This window comes from Faecalimonas umbilicata, assembly GCF_042846195.1.
Taxonomy (GTDB): Bacteria; Bacillota; Clostridia; order Lachnospirales; family Lachnospiraceae; genus Faecalimonas; species Faecalimonas umbilicata.
In genome coordinates, this window is record NZ_AP031411.1 from 1 (window position 1) to 21,623 (window position 21,623).

11 protein-coding genes, 10 tRNA genes and 3 rRNA genes are annotated in these 21,623 nt (G+C 42.9%); all 24 read left to right on the top strand.

Features of this window, described 5'->3' with window-relative positions:
- The first annotated feature begins 100 nt into the window (after positions 1 to 100).
- Positions 101 to 1,471 (top strand): chromosomal replication initiator protein DnaA, encoded by a 1,371-nt coding sequence (gene dnaA / locus ACGG81_RS00005; RefSeq protein ID WP_009263551.1) that lies wholly within the window; start codon positions 101 to 103, stop codon positions 1,469 to 1,471.
- Positions 1,472 to 1,749: 278 nt separating this feature from the next.
- The gene (gene dnaN / locus ACGG81_RS00010) at positions 1,750 to 2,859 is read left to right on the top strand and encodes a DNA polymerase III subunit beta (protein WP_009263552.1); all 1,110 of its coding nucleotides are present in this window, start codon (positions 1,750 to 1,752) and stop codon (positions 2,857 to 2,859) included.
- Positions 2,860 to 2,933: 74 nt separating this feature from the next.
- A complete protein-coding gene (locus ACGG81_RS00015) occupies positions 2,934 to 3,143 on the top strand; it encodes an RNA-binding S4 domain-containing protein (RefSeq protein WP_009263553.1) in 210 nt (69 codons plus the stop codon).
- 20 nt (positions 3,144 to 3,163) lie between these two features.
- Positions 3,164 to 4,249: a DNA replication/repair protein RecF gene (recF, locus tag ACGG81_RS00020; protein WP_008977319.1), complete on the top strand. Its 1,086-nt coding sequence runs from the start codon at positions 3,164 to 3,166 to the stop codon at positions 4,247 to 4,249.
- 10 nt (positions 4,250 to 4,259) lie between these two features.
- Entirely contained in the window at positions 4,260 to 6,176 is a 1,917-nt protein-coding gene (gyrB, locus tag ACGG81_RS00025; protein WP_009263554.1) for a DNA topoisomerase (ATP-hydrolyzing) subunit B, read from the top strand.
- A gap of 48 nt (positions 6,177 to 6,224) precedes the next feature.
- A complete protein-coding gene (gene gyrA, locus ACGG81_RS00030; RefSeq protein ID WP_270457361.1) occupies positions 6,225 to 8,744 on the top strand; it encodes a DNA gyrase subunit A in 2,520 nt (839 codons plus the stop codon).
- Between the two features lie 98 nt (positions 8,745 to 8,842).
- Positions 8,843 to 9,310 carry a superoxide dismutase family protein gene (locus ACGG81_RS00035; RefSeq protein ID WP_008977324.1) on the top strand — a complete coding sequence of 156 codons (468 nt, stop codon included), beginning with the start codon at positions 8,843 to 8,845 and terminating at the stop codon, positions 9,308 to 9,310.
- A gap of 134 nt (positions 9,311 to 9,444) precedes the next feature.
- The gene (locus ACGG81_RS00040) at positions 9,445 to 10,290 is read left to right on the top strand and encodes a fumarate hydratase (RefSeq protein WP_009263557.1); all 846 of its coding nucleotides are present in this window, start codon (positions 9,445 to 9,447) and stop codon (positions 10,288 to 10,290) included.
- A 20-nt stretch (positions 10,291 to 10,310) separates the two neighbouring features.
- Positions 10,311 to 10,880 carry a Fe-S-containing hydro-lyase gene (locus ACGG81_RS00045; RefSeq protein ID WP_270196970.1) on the top strand — a complete coding sequence of 190 codons (570 nt, stop codon included), beginning with the start codon at positions 10,311 to 10,313 and terminating at the stop codon, positions 10,878 to 10,880.
- Positions 10,881 to 11,603, top strand: a complete 723-nt coding sequence (locus tag ACGG81_RS00050) for a lysophospholipid acyltransferase family protein (RefSeq protein WP_390108923.1) — start codon at positions 10,881 to 10,883, stop codon at positions 11,601 to 11,603.
- 223 nt (positions 11,604 to 11,826) lie between these two features.
- Positions 11,827 to 11,914: transfer RNA gene (locus ACGG81_RS00055), tRNA-Ser, on the top strand.
- A gap of 330 nt (positions 11,915 to 12,244) precedes the next feature.
- A 16S ribosomal RNA gene (locus ACGG81_RS00060) occupies positions 12,245 to 13,775 on the top strand.
- Positions 13,776 to 13,976: 201 nt separating this feature from the next.
- Positions 13,977 to 14,094 (top strand): 5S ribosomal RNA (rrf, locus tag ACGG81_RS00065).
- A 9-nt stretch (positions 14,095 to 14,103) separates the two neighbouring features.
- Positions 14,104 to 14,177 (top strand) — tRNA-Ile (locus ACGG81_RS00070).
- Positions 14,178 to 14,220: 43 nt separating this feature from the next.
- Positions 14,221 to 14,293, top strand: a tRNA-Ala gene (locus tag ACGG81_RS00075).
- Positions 14,294 to 14,507: 214 nt separating this feature from the next.
- Positions 14,508 to 17,394: ribosomal RNA gene (locus tag ACGG81_RS00080) — 23S ribosomal RNA — on the top strand.
- Together the 16S, 23S and 5S rRNA genes with 10 tRNA genes alongside form the textbook arrangement of a ribosomal RNA operon.
- An 86-nt stretch (positions 17,395 to 17,480) precedes the next feature.
- Positions 17,481 to 17,554, top strand: a tRNA-Asp gene (locus tag ACGG81_RS00085).
- A gap of 31 nt (positions 17,555 to 17,585) precedes the next feature.
- Positions 17,586 to 17,658 (top strand) — tRNA-Val (locus ACGG81_RS00090).
- Positions 17,659 to 17,707: 49 nt separating this feature from the next.
- Positions 17,708 to 17,780 (top strand) — tRNA-Thr (locus ACGG81_RS00095).
- Between the two features lie 33 nt (positions 17,781 to 17,813).
- Positions 17,814 to 17,895, top strand: a tRNA-Tyr gene (locus ACGG81_RS00100).
- 41 nt (positions 17,896 to 17,936) lie between these two features.
- Positions 17,937 to 18,010, top strand: a tRNA-Met gene (locus tag ACGG81_RS00105).
- A 30-nt stretch (positions 18,011 to 18,040) separates the two neighbouring features.
- Positions 18,041 to 18,113 (top strand) — tRNA-Phe (locus tag ACGG81_RS00110).
- Between the two features lie 33 nt (positions 18,114 to 18,146).
- Positions 18,147 to 18,219, top strand: a tRNA-Lys gene (locus ACGG81_RS00115).
- A gap of 166 nt (positions 18,220 to 18,385) precedes the next feature.
- Positions 18,386 to 21,613, top strand: coding sequence for a carbamoyl-phosphate synthase large subunit (gene carB / locus ACGG81_RS00120; RefSeq protein ID WP_116440943.1), 3,228 nt, complete (start codon positions 18,386 to 18,388; stop codon positions 21,611 to 21,613).
- Positions 21,614 to 21,623: the final 10 nt, after the last annotated feature.

Sequence of the window (21,623 nt, forward strand, 5' to 3'; positions counted from 1 at the left end):
CCACACTTATTTCCATTGCTTAAATATGGGTTTTGATGTAAAATATAGTGGAGAGATTGTCTACAAATTTCTTTTACTATGATACTTAGGAGTTAGAAGAATGAATATTGTTGAGGAAAATTGGGAAGAAATTATACAAAAATTAAAAATTGAACACAGTCTTACGGACGTTTCTTTCAAAACGTGGATTCTTCCACTGAGAGTATATAAAGTAACAAGTAATACTGTGTACATTCTTGTGAATTTAAAAGCAAGTATTGACTATATTAAAAACAAATACCTGCTGCCGTTTCAGGTATGTATTGCCGAAGTTGTCGGAAAAGAATATGAAGTAAAATTTATCGCCGAAAATGAATTCGATCCGAAAGATTTTGAGGATAAAACCGCCACACCGAAATCAAAAGTAACTGTATCTCAGGCTGCAAACCTGAATCCCAAGTATACATTTGATACTTTTGTCGTTGGTGGAAACAACAATTTTGCACATGCTGCATCACTTGCAGTTGCAGAATCACCGGGTGAAGTCTATAATCCCCTCTTTTTATATGGAGGTGTCGGACTTGGAAAAACCCATCTTATGCACTCCATCGCTCACTTTATTTTAGAAAATGAGCCAGAGAAAAAAGTATTATATGTAACAAGTGAAACGTTTACAAATGAACTGATCGAAGCAATTAAAAACGGAAAAACTGGCAATGAATCCGCAATGACTGCTTTTCGCGAAAAATACAGATCGATTGACGTCCTTTTAATAGATGATATCCAATTTATTATCGGAAAAGAAAGTACACAGGAAGAATTCTTTCACACATTTAATCATCTTCACATATCCGGCAAGCAGATCATCATCTCCAGCGATAAGCCTCCAAAAGACATTGAAACACTGGAAGCTCGTCTCCGCTCCCGCTTTGAATGCGGCTTAGTCGCAGATATTTCCTCACCTGATTATGAAACACGAATGGCAATTCTCAGGAAAAAGGAAGAATTGGACGGACTGGACAAATACAATATTCCGGATGCTGTTATGCAGTACATTGCTTCTAATGTAAAGTCAAATATCCGTGAGCTTGAAGGCTCTTTAAACAAATTGATCGCATTATATAAGTTAAAAAATGCACCGATTGATATCAATTTGGCTGCGGAAGCGCTGAAAGATATCGTTTCACCAAATGAAAACAGACAAGTCACCCCGGAATTAATCCTGGATGTTGTCTCAGAACACTTTAATATTTCGATCGCTGACTTAAAAAGTGGCAAACGAAACGCTGAAATCGCAATTCCGCGTCAAATAGTTATGTATTTATGCCGTACTATGACCGATACTCCACTCAAAGCAATCGGTCTGACACTTGGTGGTCGTGATCATTCTACGATCAGCCATGGAGTTGATAAAGTTACTGCTGATATCAAGGCCAGTGACACCTTCAGCAACACCATTGATATTATTAAGAAAAAATTAAATCCAGTTTAGATTGTTATTTTTTTAACGGCTATTGTGGATTGATATGTGGAAAAACTGTGGATAGATTGTTCGTTCATTGTGGATAATTTTTTCTGTGGAAAACTCGCTTAAGTTATCCCAATTTTGCGAACGTATTATCCTTTGTTTTTCCACATACTTTTCGAGCGTAAAAATCGCTCAACCATAGGGATTTTTAGGGTTATCCACATATCCACAGCCCCTACGGCGGTTACGGCGGATAACTTTCATATATTTACTCAAAGCAAATACCGAAAGGAGTTATACACATGAAAATCATTTGCACAAAATCAAATTTAGTCAAAGGTGTCAGTATTGTCTCCAAAGCAGTTCCTTCTAAAACAACCATGCCAATCTTAGAATGTATCTTAATTGATGCAACAACAGATACAATCAAATTGACAGCGAATGATATGGAACTTGGAATTGAAACTACGATTGAAGGAACCATTCTTCAAAAAGGAATCATTGCATTGGATGCCAAGATTTTTTCAGAAATCGTAAGAAAACTTCCTGATAATGAAGTAATCATTGAAACAAATAGTAATTTACAGACACTGATCACCTGCGAAAAAGCAAAATTTAATATTTCCGGAAAATCAGGAGAAGATTTTTCTTATTTACCTTATATCGAAAAAAAGGATTGCATCACACTTTCTGAATTTACGCTCAAAGAAGTGATTCGTCAGACAATTTTTTCAATCTCTGATATGGACAGCAACAAACTGATGTCGGGTGAATTGTTTGAAGTGGATCAGAATATTCTGAAAGTGGTTTCCCTGGACGGACACCGTATTTCCATTAGAAAAATCGAATTAAAAGAATCTTATGAGCCTAGAAAAGTTGTCGTTCCAGGAAAGACACTTCAGGAAATCAGTAAAATCCTTTCTGGTGAGACAGAAAGTGAAGTTACTATTTATTTTACAAATAATCATATCGTGTTTGAGTTCAGCAACACCGTTGTTGTGTCAAGATTAATCGAAGGAGAATATTTCCGTATCGACCAGATGCTCTCAAACGATTATGAGACAAAAGTGCGAATCAATAAAAAAGAACTGTTAAGCTGTATTGATCGTGCAACACTTCTTGTGAAAGAAGGAGATAAGAAGCCGATCATTATTAATATTACCGATGAGTCTATGCAGCTGAAGATCCAGTCACAGATTGGTTCTATGAATGAAGAGATCATGATTACCAAAGACGGAAAGGATCTGCTGATCGGATTTAATCCGAAGTTTTTGATTGATGCGCTGCGCGTGATCGATGACGAGGAGGTCAGCCTGTACTTCATGAATGCAAAAGCACCTTGCTTTATCAAAGATGAAGAACAAAGTTATATCTATCTGATCCTTCCAGTAAACTTCAATGCGGCTGCATAAATATGCAACATAGCAATGCATATTTATGCAGAAAAACTACGAAACGTATTTTCAATGTGCGAGAGGACGAAGAAATGGAAATTATTAAATTAAGAGATGAGTACATTAAATTAGGACAGGCATTAAAAGCGGCAGGATTTGTAGAATCTGGTGTTGATGCGAAATTTGTTATTCAGGATGGATTAGTATCTGTCAATGGGGAAATAGAAGTGCAGCGTGGAAAGAAACTTTATGCTGGAGATGTTGTCTCTTTTGATGGACAGGAGATCCGAATTGAGAAATAATAAGGACAGTTGGTGCCGGTATGGTAATTAAGTCATTAAAATTAAAAAACTTTAGAAATTATGATTTTCTCAGCATCGAGTTTGACCATGCTACCAATATATTTTATGGCGACAATGCTCAGGGTAAGACAAATATTTTAGAGGCGGTCTATCTGACCGGAACAACGAAATCTCACAGAGGTACGAAAGATCGGGATTTGATTCAATTTGGAAATGAAGAGTCTCATATTGAGACGGTGATCGAGAAAGATGGGATCGAGTTTCAGGTGGATATGCATCTGAAGAAGAACAGTCCAAAGGGAATTGCGATCAATAAGATTCCAATCCGAAAGGCAAGTGAGCTGTTTGGACTTGTTCATCTTGTATTTTTCTCTCCGGAAGATCTGAATATTATCAAGAACGGACCTGCCGAGCGGAGAAGATTTATGGATCTGGAATTGTCCCAGCTTGATAAAGTCTATCTGAGTGATCTGGCAAATTATAACAGAATCATCAATCAGAGAAACCGTCTGTTAAAAGACTGCCAGAATCGTGCAGAATTAAATGAGATGCTGGATTTATGGGATATGCAGCTGATTCAGTATGGCAGTCGGATCATGGAAAGACGGGAAAAATTTCTGGAAGAAGTAAATGAAATAATATCTGGAATTCATTATAAATTGACGGGAGGCCGAGAAACGATTACAATTTCATATGAGAAAAACATTGGGCAGATGGAATTCGAGTCGGTTCTGAAAAAGAACAGGGAGCGGGATATTCGAATGAAAAGCACCTCAGCAGGACCACACAGAGATGACATCTGTTTTTTGACAAAAGATATTGATATTCGTAAATTTGGTTCCCAGGGACAGCAGAGGACAGCAGCATTATCCTTGAAGCTTTCAGAGATAGAGATTGTCAGAAAGTTGATCAAGGATACGCCGGTTCTTTTGTTGGATGATGTCCTGTCAGAACTGGATAAGAACAGACAGAATTATTTATTAGACAGCATTCATGACATACAGACATTGATCACCTGCACTGGTGTCGATGAGTTTGTAAATCACCGCTTTTCGATAAATAAAATATTTCATGTAAGTAATGGAGTCGTAGTAAAGGAAAATTAGGAGGACTATAATGAGTACAGAATATGGTGCAGATCAGATTCAGATATTGGAAGGACTGGAGGCCGTCAGAAAAAGACCTGGAATGTACATTGGGAGCACATCTTCCAGAGGGTTACATCATCTTGTATACGAAATTGTGGACAATGCGGTCGATGAAGCACTCGGCGGATATTGTGATACGATTTTTGTATCGATCAACAAAGATAATTCGATCACGGTTATTGACAACGGACGTGGAATTCCGGTTGGGATCAATCATAAAGCAGGACTTCCGGCGGTTGAGGTCGTATTTACCGTGCTGCATGCCGGAGGAAAATTCGGTGGCGGAGGATACAAGGTGTCCGGTGGACTTCACGGAGTGGGTGCCTCAGTAGTAAATGCCCTGTCAGTATGGCTGGAAGTAGAGATTTACAACGAGGGCAAGATTTACAAACAGCGCTATGAGCGCGGGAAATCTGCCTATCAGCTGAAAGTGGTAGGAGAATGCGAAGCGGACAAGACCGGAACGAAAGTTACATTCCTGCCGGATGCCGAGATTTTTGAAGAGACAGAGTTTGATTATAATATTTTGAAGCAGAGATTCCGTGAGATGGCATTTCTTACGAAAAATCTGAAGATTGTTTTAGCAGATGAGAGACCGGAAGAACGCATCGAGAAGACATTTCACTATGAAGGTGGAATCAAGGAATTTGTGCAGTATTTAAACAAAAGCAAGACTCCTCTTTATGAGCAGATTATTTACTGTGAGGGACAGAAAGACGGAGTTGCAGTAGAAGTGGCAATGCAACACAATGATTCCTATACAGACAATACATATGGGTTTGTAAATAACATCACTACACCGGAAGGCGGTACACATGTTGTCGGTTTTCGAAATGCACTTACAAAGACTTTCAATGAGTATGCAAGAAAAAATAAGCTGTTAAAAGATAGTGAACCAAATCTTTCGGGAGAAGATATCAGAGAAGGTCTGACAGCAATTATCAGCGTTAAGATTCAGGATCCACAGTTTGAAGGACAGACGAAGCAAAAACTTGGAAACAGTGAGGCAAGAGGTGCGGTTGACAGTGTACTGAGTACACAGTTAGAGATTTTCCTTGAACAGAATCCGCAGGTTGCCAAAGTTGTCATCGAGAAGTCTGTTCTGGCACAGCGTGCGCGGGAAGCGGCCAGAAAGGCAAGAGATCTTACAAGAAGAAAATCAGCCTTAGAGGGAATGTCACTTCCGGGAAAACTTGCAGATTGTTCAGAGAAGGATGCATCCAAATGTGAGATTTACATTGTAGAGGGAGATTCTGCGGGTGGATCGGCAAAGACTGCCAGAGACCGTGCAACTCAGGCAATTCTTCCGCTTCGAGGAAAGATTCTGAATGTAGAGAAAGCAAGACTAGATAAAATCTATGCAAATGCAGAAATCAAAGCGATGATCACAGCCTTTGGAACGGGAATTCACGAGGATTTTGATATTTCAAAACTGCGATATCATAAGATCATTATCATGACCGATGCCGACGTGGACGGCGCTCATATCAGTACGCTTCTTCTGACATTTTTATATCGGTTTATGCCGGAACTGATCAAACAAGGATACGTTTATCTGGCGCAGCCTCCGCTCTATAAGTTGGAGAAAAACAAAAAAGTATGGTATGCTTACAGTGATGAAGAATTAAATAAGATTCTTCAGGAAGTTGGAAGAGATGGAAATAATAAGATTCAGCGTTACAAAGGTCTTGGAGAGATGGATGCGGAACAGCTTTGGGAGACAACGATGGATCCGGAGCACCGCGTGCTTCTGCGTGTGACAATGGATGAGGAATCTTCATCCGAATTAGACCTTACTTTTACGACACTTATGGGAGATAAAGTAGAGCCTAGACGAGAGTTTATCGAGGAGAATGCAAAATACGTGCAAAATCTTGATATTTAAAGGTTTTTACAGCGTTGATGAAAATGTATTTCAAGTAAGGAGAAGACAATGGAAGATAATATTTTTGATAAAGTTCATGAGGTTGACCTGAAAAAGACGATGGAAGACTCTTATATTGATTATGCAATGAGCGTTATTGCCTCCCGTGCACTTCCGGATGTCAGAGATGGTCTGAAACCGGTACAGAGAAGAATCCTCTATTCCATGATTGAACTGAACAATGGACCGGATAAGCCGCATCGTAAGTGTGCCCGTATCGTCGGAGATACGATGGGTAAATATCACCCGCATGGAGATAGTTCGATTTATGGAGCGCTTGTCAATATGGCGCAGGAGTGGTCTACAAGATATCCGCTTGTGGATGGTCATGGAAACTTCGGTTCAGTCGATGGAGATGGCGCTGCTGCCATGCGTTATACAGAGGCCAGATTAAGCAAAATTTCTATGGAGCTGACAGCTGATATCAATAAAGACACAGTAGATTTCACACCAAACTTTGATGAGACGGAAAAGGAGCCGGCGGTACTTCCGGCCAGATTTCCAAATCTGCTGGTCAATGGTACGTCAGGAATTGCGGTTGGAATGGCGACGAATATTCCACCGCATAATCTAAGAGAAGTCATTGCAGCAGTGGTAAAGATTATTGATGACCAGATAGAAGAAAACGGCGAGACGAGCATAGAAGATATTTTGCAAATCGTCAAAGGGCCGGATTTCCCAACTGGAGCAATGATCCTTGGAACGAGAGGAATCGAGGAGGCATACCGCACCGGAAGAGGAAAAATCCGTGTACGTGCAGTGACGGATATCGAGCCGATGGCAAATGGAAAGAGCCGTATCGTTGTCACAGAATTACCATATATGGTGAATAAAGCTCGTCTGATCGAGAAGATTGCAGAGCTTGTACGCGATAAGAAGATTGACGGAATTACAGATTTAAGTGATCAGTCTAACCGAGAAGGTATGCGTATCTGTATCGAGCTGCGCCGGGATGTCAATGCAAATGTTGTTCTGAATCAGCTGTACAAACATACACAATTGCAGGATACGTTTGGTGTGATCATGCTGGCACTGGTCAACAACGAGCCGAAAGTCATGAACATTCTTGAGATGCTGAACTATTATCTCAGACATCAGGAAGAGGTCGTGACAAGACGTACGAAATATGAACTCAATAAGGCAGAAGAGCGCGCGCATATTTTGGAAGGCTTGCTGATCGCCCTTGATAATATTGATGAGGTTATCAGAATTATTCGTAATTCCAAGAATGCACAGGCTGCGAAAGAAGGACTGATCGAAGCATTCCAGCTGACAGATGTACAAGCACAGGCAATTGTAGATATGCGTCTGCGTGCACTGACCGGTCTGGAACGGGAAAAGCTTGAAAATGAATATAAGGAGCTCATGGAGCGCATTGGAGAATTGAGAGCAATCCTTGCAGACAGAAAACTTCTTTTAGGTGTGATCAAGGAAGAAATTCTTGTGATCAGTGGAAAATATGGGGATGACAGAAGAACTTCCATTGGTTTTGATGAGTTAGATCTTTCTACAGAAGACCTGATTCCGGAGCAGGATGTTGTGATCACAATGACAAAGCTTGGTTATATCAAGCGGATGACAACAGATACCTTCAAGAGTCAGAACCGCGGCGGTAAAGGAATCAAGGGAATGCAGACCATTGAAGAAGATTATGTAGAGGAATTATTTATGACCTCGACACATAACTATATCATGTTCTTTACCAATACCGGACGAGTATACCGGATGAAAGGCTATGAGATTCCGGAGGCTGGAAGAACTGCAAGAGGAACTGCGATCATCAATTTATTGCAGCTCATGCCGGATGAAAAGATTACTGCGATGATTCCGATCCGTGAATATGAAGACGGGAAATATCTGTTTATGGCGACGAAAAAAGGTCTTGTGAAGAAGACGCCAATTACAGATTATGCAAATGTCAGAAAGACAGGGCTTGCTGCGATCACACTTCGTGAAGATGATGAGCTGATTGAAGTAAAGATCACAGACAATGAAAAAGATATCATCATGGTAACAAAATACGGTCAGTGTATCCGTTTCAAAGAGCAGGATGTAAGATCAACGGGAAGAACTTCTATGGGTGTACGAGGAATGAACCTGAGCGATCGCGATGAAGTGATCGGAATGCAGTTACATACCCAGGGAGATTACCTTCTGATCGCTTCTGAAAAGGGAATGGGAAAACGTACTGCAATTGAAGAGTTCACCTGTCAGAATCGTGGCGGAAAAGGTGTGAAGTGCTATAAGATCACGGAGAAAACCGGAAATGTGATCGGAGTTAAAGCAGTAAACGAAGACAATGAAATTATGATCATCAATACAGAGGGAATTGTAATTCGAATGGAATGTGCAGGAATTTCTATTCTTGGTCGTGTCGCATCGGGAGTGAAACTGATCAACCTTGACTCCAATACAAAAGTTGCCAGCATTGCAAAAGTGAGAGAAACTGTCGCAGAAGAAAATGCAGAAGAAAAGGCTGAAGTAGAAGAAGCAGGTTCAGAAGAAAGTCTTGAATTAGAAACAAATTAGAAAAAATGATGGAATCAGATACCCTATGTCACAAATAGAGTGCATCTGCATATGCTGAAACAAGGCAGAACAAGGAAGCATGCAGGAGGTAACAAGCTATGGTTCAGTTTATGAATGAGACAGCAGATGCATATGCACAGATACGAGGAGATGCCGGACATTCTAAGATCAAGGGAAATATTTATTTCTTTGAAATGTACGGGGGAACACTGGTTGTGGCAGAAGTGGAAGGTCTTCCAAATGCAGAAAATGCTCCAAACGCAAATTTCTACGGATTCCATATTCATGAAGGAGCATTATGTACAGGAGATGAAGAGGATCCATTTGCTCAGACAAAGGGACATTATAATCCGGAAAATACAGTACATCCAGGGCATGCGGGGGATTTTCCTCCATTGCTTGCAAATGAGGGGCTTGCATGGAGCGCCTTTTACACAGACCGGTTTTACCCGGAAGAAGTGATCGGAAGAACAGTTGTCATCCATGGGATGGCAGATGATTTCCGGACACAGTCATCAGGAAATTCCGGAAGTAAGATCGCATGCGGAGAGATTGTATCGGAATAGTCGATTCTAGAAAGAGAATATTGGGAAAAAGAGAAGGAATATCTGGATACAGGTATTCCTTTTCTTTGTGATGTATACTATAATCTTAGATAGATGAAAAATTTCAGAAGATTCAGATCAATGAGGAGGTCCCTATGATTCGAACAATAGATGTCAGTGAGATTACAAAAAATGTAAAAGAAATGTGTATTGAAGCTAATTATTATCTTTCAGATGATATGAAGAATGCATTGCAGACGGCAGTGAGAACAGAAGAGTCTCCACTTGGCAGACAGATTTTAGAACAGCTTCAGGAAAATCTGGAGATTGCAGCAACAGATATGATTCCAATCTGCCAGGATACCGGAATGGCAGTTGTATTTTTAGAGATTGGACAAGAGGTACATCTGACCGGGGGAAATCTAGAAGAGGCTGTCAATGAGGGGGTACGTCAGGGGTATGTGGAAGGATATTTGAGAAAATCTGTGGTAAAGGATCCGATTCTGAGAGAAAATACAAAGGATAACACCCCAGCAGTTATTCATTATAAAATTGTTTCTGGTGATCAAGTGAAGATCAAAGTGGCGCCGAAGGGATTCGGAAGTGAAAACATGAGTAAAGTTATGATGTTGAAGCCGGCAGATGGATTGGAAGGGGTAAAGCAAGCGATTCTCAATACAGTGGCAGAGGCAGGACCAAATGCGTGCCCACCAATGGTAGTCGGTGTTGGAATCGGAGGTACTTTTGAAAAATGTGCGCTGATGGCAAAGGAAGCATTGACAAGGGAGGTTGGCGTCCATTCGGAAATCCCATATGTGCAAGAATTAGAAGAAGAAATGCTGCAGAAGATCAACCAGCTTGGCATTGGACCGGGAGGATTGGGAGGCGTGATGACCGCTCTTGCAGTTAATGTCAACACATATCCGACTCACATTGCAGGGCTTCCAGTGGCGGTGAATATCTGTTGCCATGTGAACAGACATATTGTGAGAGTGTTATAGCAAGGAGAGAAAGGGAGGCAGTGCAGATGGAAAAACATATGACGGTACCAGCAGGAAAAGATCAGCTTTGCCAATTAAAAGCGGGAGATTATGTATATTTGACGGGAACAATCTATACGGCAAGGGATGCTGCGCATAAAAGAATGAATGAAAGCCTTGATCAAGGTGAGAAGCTGCCAGTGAAACTGGAAGAGCAGGTGATTTATTATATGGGACCATCTCCGGCAAGAGAAGGAAGACCAATCGGTTCAGCAGGACCAACAACTGCAAGCAGAATGGATAAGTATGCGCCGCGGCTGTTAGATCTGGGTCTGGGGGCAATGATTGGAAAGGGAAAGCGGACACAGGAAGTGATTGATGCGATTATAAGAAACGAGTCTGTCTATTTTGCGGCAGTAGGAGGTGCAGGAGCACTGTTATCTAAATGTATTAAACGCTCAGAAGTAGTTGCCTATGATGACCTTGGAGCAGAAGCAATCCGCCGATTGGAAATTGAAAACTTTCCTGTGATCGTCGTAATCGACAAAGATGGAAATAATCTCTATGAGACAGCAATTGAAAAATACAGAAAGAGAATAGAGGAAAATTAAATGAAACGTATTTTATTAATGGTCTTTAAAAATATTTTGCTGGTTCCTGTTATGTGGTGTAAATTATGCTATTATGCGGGACATGTAGAAAAATATACAGAGCAGCAAATTTACAAAATGCTCACCTTCATCGTACTTCGTGCCAATAAAGGCGGAAGAGTGACGATCGATGTACATGGAAAAGAGAATATACCGGAGAAAGATGGGTTTATGTTCTTTCCAAATCATCAGGGAATGTATGATGTACTTGCAATTGTAGAGGCATGTTCACATCCATTTTCAGTTGTAGCAAAAAAAGAGGTAGAAAATGTACAGTTTTTGAAACAGGTTTTCAAATGCATGAAAGCATATACAATGGACCGGAGTGATGTCAGACAGGCAATGAAAGTGATTACTGCAGTGAGCAAAGAAGTAGAAAATGGAAGGAACTATTTGATTTTTCCGGAAGGAACGAGGTCAAAAAATGGAAATCATGTTCAAGAATTTAAGGGCGGAAGCTTTAAAGCAGCGACAAAAGCAAAATGTCCGATTATCCCGGTGGCGTTAATTGATTCCTTTAAACCATTTGATACAAACAGCATTGAATCAGTTACAGTACAAGTTCACTTTTTAAAACCGATGTTGTATGAAGAATACAAGGATATGAAGACAAATGAAATTGCAGCAGAAGTAAAGAGGCGGATTGAAGAAGTAATAGAGAAAAATACTTCCGAACAGAAGTAGATCATCAGAGTCTTGCGAGAAAAAAGAAGAATCCAGAGTTTACACAGAAGGATTCTTCTTTTGTCATATCTATATAAAAATAAATTACAGACAAAGAAAAATGAGAGAAAATTCTAGTAAAAGATAAATTACAAAAAAGTAAAAAAAAGTTATTGACATTTGAAAAAAGCTTTAGTATAATCAATTATGCGCTTGATACAGCGCCTATATCGAAAACAAATTCGGAGAAATACTCAAGAGGCCGAAGAGGCGCCCCTGCTAAGGGTGTAGGTCGGGCAACCGGCGCGAGGGTTCAAATCCCTCTTTCTCCGCTTTTTAAAGAAAAGAACAAAATAAAAAGTTCAAAAAACTTTAAAAAGATTGTTGACAAACACTTGAGAGTGTGATATAGTTAAGAAGTTGTCGCGATAAGCGATGGCAAAATAAAAATAAAAAAGTGCTTGACAAGTAAGAAACGCTGTGATAAAATAAAACAGCTGATTACGAAAAGCAAAACAGAACATTGATAATTAAACAATAGACAACACAACCCTGAAAATTTCGAACAATTGAGAAAATTTCAGAATAGACAGAAATGTCAACCTAAAAACAGTAAAAGGGATAGGATTGCTAGTAGTGATTCTTGACTGGAAACAAACACTTTTAACGAGAGTTTGATCCTGGCTCAGGATGAACGCTGGCGGCGTGCTTAACACATGCAAGTCGAACGAAGCGCTTGGATGGAATTCTTCGGAAGGAAGCTCAAGTGACTGAGTGGCGGACGGGTGAGTAACGCGTGGGTAACCTGCCTCATACAGGGGGATAACAGTTAGAAATGACTGCTAATACCGCATAAGCACACGTGATCGCATGATCGAGTGTGAAAAACTCCGGTGGTATGAGATGGACCCGCGTCTGATTAGCTAGTTGGTGGGGTAATGGCCCACCAAGGCGACGATCAGTAGCCGGCCTGAGAGGGTGAACGGCCACATTGGGACTGAGACACGGCCCAAACTCCTACGGGAGGCAGCAGTGGGGAATATTGCACAATGGGGGAAACCCTGATGCAGCGACGCCGCGTGAAGGATGAAGTATTTCGGTATGTAAACTTCTATCAGCAGGGAAGAAAATGACGGTACCTGACTAAGAAGCCCCGGCTAACTACGTGCCAGCAGCCGCGGTAATACGTAGGGGGCAAGCGTTATCCGGATTTACTGGGTGTAAAGGGAGCGTAGACGGCAGTGCAAGTCTGAAGTGAAAGCCCGGGGCTCAACCCCGGGACTGCTTTGGAAACTGTGCAGCTAGAGTGTCGGAGAGGCAAGCGGAATTCCTAGTGTAGCGGTGAAATGCGTAGATATTAGGAGGAACACCAGTGGCGAAGGCGGCTTGCTGGACGATGACTGACGTTGAGGCTCGAAAGCGTGGGGAGCAAACAGGATTAGATACCCTGGTAGTCCACGCCGTAAACGATGACTACTAGGTGTCGGGGAGCAAAGCTCTTCGGTGCCGCAGCCAACGCAATAAGTAGTCCACCTGGGGAGTACGTTCGCAAGAATGAAACTCAAAGGAATTGACGGGGACCCGCACAAGCGGTGGAGCATGTGGTTTAATTCGAAGCAACGCGAAGAACCTTACCTGCTCTTGACATCCCTCTGACCGCTCTTTAATCGGAGCTTTCCTTCGGGACAGAGGAGACAGGTGGTGCATGGTTGTCGTCAGCTCGTGTCGTGAGATGTTGGGTTAAGTCCCGCAACGAGCGCAACCCCTATCTTCAGTAGCCAGCGGCAAGGCCGGGCACTCTGGAGAGACTGCCAGGGATAACCTGGAGGAAGGTGGGGATGACGTCAAATCATCATGCCCCTTATGAGCAGGGCTACACACGTGCTACAATGGCGTAAACAAAGGGAAGCAGAGTCGTGAGGCCGAGCAAATCCCAAAAATAACGTCTCAGTTCGGATTGTAGTCTGCAACTCGACTACATGAAGCTGGAATCGCTAGTAATCGCGAATCAGAATGTCGCGGTGAATACGTTCCCGGGTCTTGTACACACCGCCCGTCACACCATGGGAGTCAGTAACGCCCGAAGTCAGTGACCCAACCGTAAGGAGGGAGCTGCCGAAGGTGGGACCGATAACTGGGGTGAAGTCGTAACAAGGTAGCCGTATCGGAAGGTGCGGCTGGATCACCTCCTTTCTAAGGAAGAAATGCTTTTTTCGTCTGGAACAATCCAACTAAAACGGAAAAAGAAGTAAGGATTGAAAAAGTCTATTGTTTAGTTATGAGTGTTCTGGAGAGGAAACAGAGCAGAAAAGAAAAGGAAGTTATTTCCTTGCAGGCAAGAAAAGAACAGCTTTCGTACTAAGCTCGAAAAGACCTCGCTAAGAACGAAATGCTTCTGGTGGCGATGCGCTGAGGGGAAACACCCGTACCCATCCCGAACACGATGGTTAAGACCTCAGCGGCCGATGGTACTGCACTGGAGACGGTGTGGGAGAGCAGGTGGCTGCCAGATTACAACTAAGGGCTTATAGCTCAGCCGGTTAGAGCGCACGCCTGATAAGCGTGAGGTCGGTGGTTCGAGTCCACTTAAGCCCATAGCTTGAAACGAATGTCAAGCTAAATTGAATAAAACCTATTTGGGGGTATAGCTCAGTTGGGAGAGCGCCTGCCTTGCAAGCAGGAGGTCACGAGTTCGAATCTCGTTATCTCCATTGGATTCCAAAAGGAATCTAATGTGTACCTTGAAAATCGCATACAGAAATGAAATGATAAGAAAAATATCAAGACATCCGAGGTGATCATGGAAGCTTGCAAGAGCAGAAATGAGAACTGATTCGAGAAAACGAATAAAAACAACAAACTATTGCCAACGCATATCACGCTAGATATGTGTAGCGGAGTCCATACCCGTGGACGAAGCAAGTTGGTTATGCTAGAAAGAGCGTATGGTGGATGCCTTGGCACTAAGAGCCGATGAAAGACGTGATAAGCTGCGAAAAGCTTCGGGGAGGAGCAAATATCCAAAGATCCGGAGATATCTGAATGGGGAAACCCGGCGGAGCAAACCTCCGTCATCTTAACGCCAATACATAACGTTAAGAAGGGAACCCGGTGAACTGAAACATCTAAGTAGCCGGAGGAAGAGAAAGAAACATCGATTCTGTGAGTAGCGGCGAGCGAAAGCGGAAGAGCCCAAACCGGGATGCGTGCATTCCGGGGTTCGGACTGCGTAAGTGATGAGTAAGCCTAGTAGAATGGTTTTGGGAAAGCCAGCCAGAGAGGGTGAAAGCCCCGTACATGAAAGGCGAGCGAGCACGGCAGGATCCAGAGTACCACGAGACACGAGAAACCTTGTGGGAATGAGCGGGGACCACCCCGTAAGGCTAAATACTCCTTAGTGACCGATAGCGCATAGTACTGTGAAGGAAAGGTGAAAAGGACCCCGGGAGGGGAGTGAAAGAGAACCTGAAACCATATGTTTACAAGCTGTGGAACATCTTTATATGATGAACCGCGTACTTTTTGTAGAACGGTCCGGCGAGTTACGCTGGCTGGCAAGGTTAAGGACTGAAGGTCTGGAGCCGAAGGGAAACCAAGTCTGAACAGGGCGTGAAGTCAGTCAGAGTAGACCCGAAACCGGGTGATCTATCCATGTCCAGGTTGAAGTTGCCGTAAAAGGCAATGGAGGACCGAACCCACATCCGTTGAAAAGGGTGGGGATGAGGTGTGGATAGGGGAGAAATTCCAATCGAACCCGGAGATAGCTGGTTCTCCTCGAAATAGCTTTAGGGCTAGCCTCATACGAGTCTTGCGGAGGTAGAGCACTGAATTTCCTAGGGGGCGTCAAAGCTTACCGAAGAATATCAAACTCCGAATGCCGCGTAGATGATGTATGGGAGTCAGACTATACGAGATAAGTTGGATAGTCGAAAGGGAAAGAGCCCAGACCACCAGCTAAGGTCCCAAAATGTGTGTTAAGTGGAAAAGGATGTGGGATTTCGAAGACAACTAGGATGTTGGCTCAGAAGCAGCCATACATTCAAAGAGTGCGTAATAGCTCACTAGTCGAGAGGTCCTGCGCCGAAAATGTCCGGGGCTGAAACACACTACCGAAGCTGTGGAATTGAGTAATCAATTGGTAGAGGAGCATTCTTAAAGGGAAGAAGCTGTACCGGAAGGAGCAGTGGACTTTTAAGAAGAGAGAATGCCGGAATGAGTAGCGAGAGGAAGGTGGGAATCCTTCCGGCCGAATATCTAAGGTTTCCAGAGTAAAGCTGATCTGCTCTGGGTAAGTCGGGGCCTAAGGCGAGGTCGAAAGACGTAGTCGATGGACAACAGGTTGAAATTCCTGTACTATGATATAACAGAACTGTGGGGACACGTGTGGAGAGCGGGAGCCGGGAATGGAAAGCCCGGTGCAAGCGAAGTAGGAGAGGAGTTGGCAAATCCGCTTCTCAATCTGAAGACGTGATGCGGACCGAACTGAGAGTAGGGAAGCCCGTGAGCCATGCGTCAAGAAAAGCCGCTATTGTTTATATCATACCCGTACCGTAAACCGACACAGGTGGATGAGGAGAGAATCCTAAGGCCGACGGGAGAAGCATTGTTAAGGAACTCGGCAAAATGACTCCGTAACTTCGGGAGAAGGAGTGCCAGTGAGAACTGGCCGCAGAGAATTGGCCCAAGCAACTGTTTAGCAAAAACACAGGTCTATGCAAAACCGAAAGGTGAAGTATATGGGCTGACGCCTGCCCGGTGCTGGAAGGTTAAGGGGAGAGGTTAGCGTAAGCGAAGCTTTGAACTTAAGCCCCAGTAAACGGCGGCCGTAACTATAACGGTCCTAAGGTAGCGAAATTCCTTGTCGGGTAAGTTCCGACCCGCACGAAAGGCGTAATGATTTGGGCACTGTCTCGACAATGCACCCGGTGAAATTGAAATACCAGTGAAGATGCTGGTTACCTGCGCCAGGACGGAAAGACCCCATGGAGCTTTACTCCAGCTTGATACTGGGATTCGGTATTGCATGTACAGGATAGGTGGGAGACTGAGAAGTATTTACGCCAGTAGATACAGAGTCGCTGTTGGGATACCACCCTTGCAGTACTGGGTTTCTAACCAGCAGCCGTGACCCGGCTGGGGGACAATGTCAGGTGGGGAGTTTGACTGGGGCGGTCGCCTCCGAAAGGGTATCGGAGGCGCTCAAAGGTTCCCTCAGAATGGTCGGAAACCATTCAAAGAGTGCAAAGGCAGAAGGGAGCTTGACTGCGACACCGACGGGTGGAGCAGGTACGAAAGTAGGACTTAGTGATCCGGTGGTATAAAGTGGGATTGCCATCGCTCAACGGATAAAAGCTACCCTGGGGATAACAGGCTTATCACTCCCAAGAGTTCACATCGACGGAGTGGTTTGGCACCTCGATGTCGGCTCATCGCATCCTGGGGCTGAAGTAGGTCCCAAGGGTTGGGCTGTTCGCCCATTAAAGCGGTACGCGAGCTGGGTTCAGAACGTCGTGAGACAGTTCGGTCCCTATCCGGCGTGGGCGTAGGATATTTGAGAGGAGCTGCCCTTAGTACGAGAGGACCGGGGTGGACTGGCCGCTGGTGTATCTGTTGCACTGCCAAGTGCATGGCAGAGTAGCCAAGCCGGGACGGGATAAACGCTGAAGGCATCTAAGCGTGAAGCCCCCCTCAAGATGAGATATCCCAACGCAAGTTGTAAGACCCCTTGAAGACGACGAGGTAGATAGGACAGAGGTGGAAGTGCAGTAATGTATGGAGCTGACTGTTACTAATCGGTTGAGGGCATAACCAAGTGGTGATAGGAGAATGGATGGAAGAGAGAAAAAACTTAGAAAAGTAGTTGACTGTATGTGATTTTGAAGGTACACCAAATAGAATGGCCCGGTGGCTCAGTTGGTTAGAGCGCCGCCCTGTCACGGCGGAGGTCGAGGGTTCGAGTCCCTTCCGGGTCGCTTGTATCGATTAGATACATTTATAGTATATGGGATCATAGCTCAGCTGGGAGAGCATCTGCCTTACAAGCAGAGGGTCATAGGTTCGAGCCCTATTGGTCCCATAATTCTAATAAAAGGCGTAAGATTTACATGCCGACATTAATTGAATATGCCGACATGGCTCAATTGGCAGAGCAGCTGATTTGTAATCAGCAGGTTATCGGTTCAAGTCCGATTGTCGGCTTTGTTAAAAGCTAATCTTAGCATTTTAACTTATGGATGGATTCCCGAGTGGCCAAAGGGGGCAGACTGTAAATCTGTTGGCAACGCCTTCGAAGGTTCGAATCCTTCTCCATCCATTAGCTATTTAAAATAATAGCTGATTTTAATTTCATAATATCGCGGGGTGGAGCAGTCTGGAAGCTCGTCGGGCTCATAACCCGAAGGTCGTAGGTTCAAATCCTGCCCCCGCAATTTTTTATGCATGTCTGGTGCGTAAAATCAGCCCAGATAGCTCAGTCGGTAGAGCAGAGGACTGAAAATCCTCGTGTCGCTGGTTCGATTCCGGCTCTGGGCACTGTCAGATATAAAGCGACAAAAAACAGAATATGGAGCATTAGCTCAGTCGGTAGAGCACTTGACTTTTAATCAAGTTGTCCGGGGTTCGAATCCCCGATGCTTCACTTAGGACAATCACTTTGGTGGTTGTTTTTTTTATTATCTCACAAAAAAAAGATACATTTTGTAAGGAAATAGGGCAAAATGAAACAAAATAAAAATTTCTCTTGCAAACTTCAGTTTAGCTATGTATAATAGTTTAAAATGCGTTGAGAACAGGAGGAATTTAATATGTCACAGAGAAAAGATATTCATAAGGTACTTATTATTGGATCAGGCCCTATTATCATTGGACAGGCGTGTGAATTTGACTATTCAGGAACACAGGCTTGTAAAGCACTTAGAAACCTTGGGTATGAAATTGTATTAGTGAATTCTAATCCGGCTACGATTATGACAGATCCGGATGTTGCTGACGTTACTTATATTGAACCACTAAATGTGGATAGAATCGAACAAATTATTAAAAAGGAAAGACCAGATGCTTTATTACCAAACCTTGGAGGGCAGTCAGGTCTTAATTTATGCTCGGAATTGGCACAGGCAGGAGTTTTAGAAAAATACAATGTCGAAGTTATCGGAGTTCAGGTAGATGCCATTGAACGTGGTGAAGATAGAATCGAATTTAAGAAAACTATGGACAGCCTTGGAATTGAGATGGCAAGAAGTGAAGTTGCATATTCTGTTGATGAAGCGCTTGCAATCGCAGATAAATTAGGTTACCCGGTTGTTCTTCGTCCGGCATATACGATGGGTGGAGCAGGCGGAGGTCTTGTATATAATGTAGAAGAACTGAAGACAGTCTGCGCTCGTGGTCTGCAAGCCAGCCTTGTAGGACAAGTTCTTGTAGAAGAATCCATTCTTGGATGGGAAGAGTTAGAATTAGAAGTTGTCCGTGATGCAAACAATAATATGATCACAGTATGTTTCATTGAGAATATTGATCCGCTTGGAGTACATACCGGAGATTCCTTCTGTGCAGCACCAATGCTTACTATTCCGGAAAATGTACAGAAACGTTTACAGGAGAAGTCTTATAAGATTGTTGAGGCAATCCAGGTAATTGGTGGAACTAATGTACAGTGGGCACATGATCCAAAGACAGATCGTGATATCGTAATTGAGATCAATCCGAGAACATCTCGTTCTTCTGCACTTGCTTCTAAAGCAACCGGATTCCCGATCGCTCTTGTTTCTGCAATGCTTGCTACAGGTATGACATTAGAAGATATTCCTTGTGGAAAATATGGAACATTAGATAAGTATGTTCCAGACGGGGATTATGTTGTAATTAAATTTGCACGTTGGGCTTTTGAAAAATTCAAAGGTGTAGAAGATAAATTAGGAACACAGATGCGTGCAGTCGGTGAAGTAATGAGCATCGGTAAGACATACAAAGAAGCATTCCAGAAAGCAATCCGAAGCTTGGAGACAGGTCGCTATGGACTTGGACATGCAAAAGATTTTGATCAGAAATCAAAAGAAGAATTATTAAAAATGCTGATCACACCTACAAGTGAAAGACATTTTATTATGTATGAGGCACTGAGAAAAGGTGCTACTGTTGATGAAATTCATGAGATCACAAAAGTGAAGAAATATTTCATTGAGCAGATGAAAGAACTTGTGGAAGAGGAAGAAGCACTTCTGCAGCACAAAGGAACACTTCCATCAGACGAAGCACTTACTCAGGCAAAGAAAGACGGATTCTCAGATAAATACCTCAGCCAGATTTTGGAAATCAATGAAGACGAAGTAAGAGGAAGACGTCTTGCAATCGGAGTGGAAGAAAAATGGGAAGGTGTTCATGTAAGCGGAACAGAAGACAGCGCATACTACTACTCAACATATAATGGAGAAGACAAGAATCCAATCAGCACTGAGAAGCAGAAAATTATGATTCTCGGTGGCGGTCCAAACAGAATCGGACAGGGAATTGAATTCGATTATTGCTGTGTACATGCTTCACTGGCATTAAAACAGCTTGGATTTGAAACTATTATTGTAAACTGTAATCCAGAGACTGTTTCTACAGATTATGATACATCTGACAAACTGTACTTTGAACCATTGACACTGGAAGATGTTTTAAGCATTTATGAAAAAGAAAAACCGGTAGGAGTGATCGCACAGTTCGGAGGTCAGACACCACTGAACCTTGCAGCAGATCTGGAAAAGAATGGAGTAAAAATTCTTGGTACAGCTCCATCTGTAATTGATCTTGCAGAAGATAGAGATTTATTCCGTGCAATGATGGAAAAACTGGAAATTCCAATGCCGGAGTCAGGAATGGCAGTCAATGTAGAAGAAGCATTAGAGATCGCTGAAAAAATCGGATATCCGGTAATGGTACGTCCTTCTTATGTACTTGGAGGAAGAGGAATGGAAGTTGTTCATGATGCAGAGAGCATGGTTGGATACATGAAAGCTGCAGTAGGAGTAACACCGGACAGACCAATCTTGATCGACCGCTTCTTAGGACATGCAACAGAATGTGAAGCAGATGCAATCAGCGATGGAACACATGCATTTGTTCCGGCAGTTATGGAACACATTGAGCTTGCAGGTGTACATTCAGGAGACTCTGCATGTATCATTCCTTCTAAATATATTTCAGAAGAGAATGTAAAGACAATCAAAGAATACACTAGAAAAATCGCAGAAGAAATGCATGTGAAAGGACTTATGAACATGCAGTATGCGATCGAGAACGGAAAAGTATATGTATTAGAGGCAAATCCGAGAGCATCCAGAACAGTACCGCTTGTATCAAAAGTATGTAACATCAGAATGGTACCGCTTGCGATCGACATTGTGACATCTGAACTGACAGGAAGACCGTCACCGGTTCCGTCATTGAAAGAACAGGATATTCCTTACTATGGAGTAAAAGAAGCTGTATTCCCATTTAACATGTTCCAGGAAGTAGACCCTGTATTAGGACCAGAAATGCGTTCAACAGGTGAGGTTTTAGGACTTTCAAGATTCTACGGGGAAGCATATTATAAAGCACAGGAAGCTACACAGCTGAAAATCCCGATGGAAGGAACAGTTCTGATCACAGTCAATGACAGAGATAAAGCAGAAGTTGCTGATGTGGCAAGACAGTTTGCAGAGACAGGATTTAAAATTCTTGCTTCTAAGAATACTTACAAATTACTTCAGCAGGAAGGAATTGAGGCGGAACTTGTAAATAAAATGCAGGAAGGTCGTCCAAACATTCTTGATTTAATCATGAATGGAAAGATCGATCTGATTGTCAATACACCAATCGGAAAGAGCGAGAATGTAGATGACAGCTATTTAAGAAAAGCTGCAATTAAGAAAAAAGTTCCATATATCACAACAATGGCAGCTGCAAAAGCAACTGTAAGCGGTATTCAGTCAATGAAAAAACCGGGCTGCGGAGAAGTAAAATCTATTCAGGAATTACACAGCGAGATTACAGACAAAATGTAAAAAATTGTTG

Coding starts and splice junctions, on each gene's coding strand:
- dnaA (WP_009263551.1), top strand. CDS start 101: ATGAATATTGTTGAGGAAAATTGGGAAGAAATTATACAAAAATTAAAA.
- dnaN (WP_009263552.1), top strand. CDS start 1,750: ATGAAAATCATTTGCACAAAATCAAATTTAGTCAAAGGTGTCAGTATT.
- ACGG81_RS00015 (WP_009263553.1), top strand. CDS start 2,934: ATGGAAATTATTAAATTAAGAGATGAGTACATTAAATTAGGACAGGCA.
- recF (WP_008977319.1), top strand. CDS start 3,164: ATGGTAATTAAGTCATTAAAATTAAAAAACTTTAGAAATTATGATTTT.
- gyrB (WP_009263554.1), top strand. CDS start 4,260: ATGAGTACAGAATATGGTGCAGATCAGATTCAGATATTGGAAGGACTG.
- gyrA (WP_270457361.1), top strand. CDS start 6,225: ATGGAAGATAATATTTTTGATAAAGTTCATGAGGTTGACCTGAAAAAG.
- ACGG81_RS00035 (WP_008977324.1), top strand. CDS start 8,843: ATGGTTCAGTTTATGAATGAGACAGCAGATGCATATGCACAGATACGA.
- ACGG81_RS00040 (WP_009263557.1), top strand. CDS start 9,445: ATGATTCGAACAATAGATGTCAGTGAGATTACAAAAAATGTAAAAGAA.
- ACGG81_RS00050 (WP_390108923.1), top strand. CDS start 10,881: ATGAAACGTATTTTATTAATGGTCTTTAAAAATATTTTGCTGGTTCCT.
- carB (WP_116440943.1), top strand. CDS start 18,386: ATGTCACAGAGAAAAGATATTCATAAGGTACTTATTATTGGATCAGGC.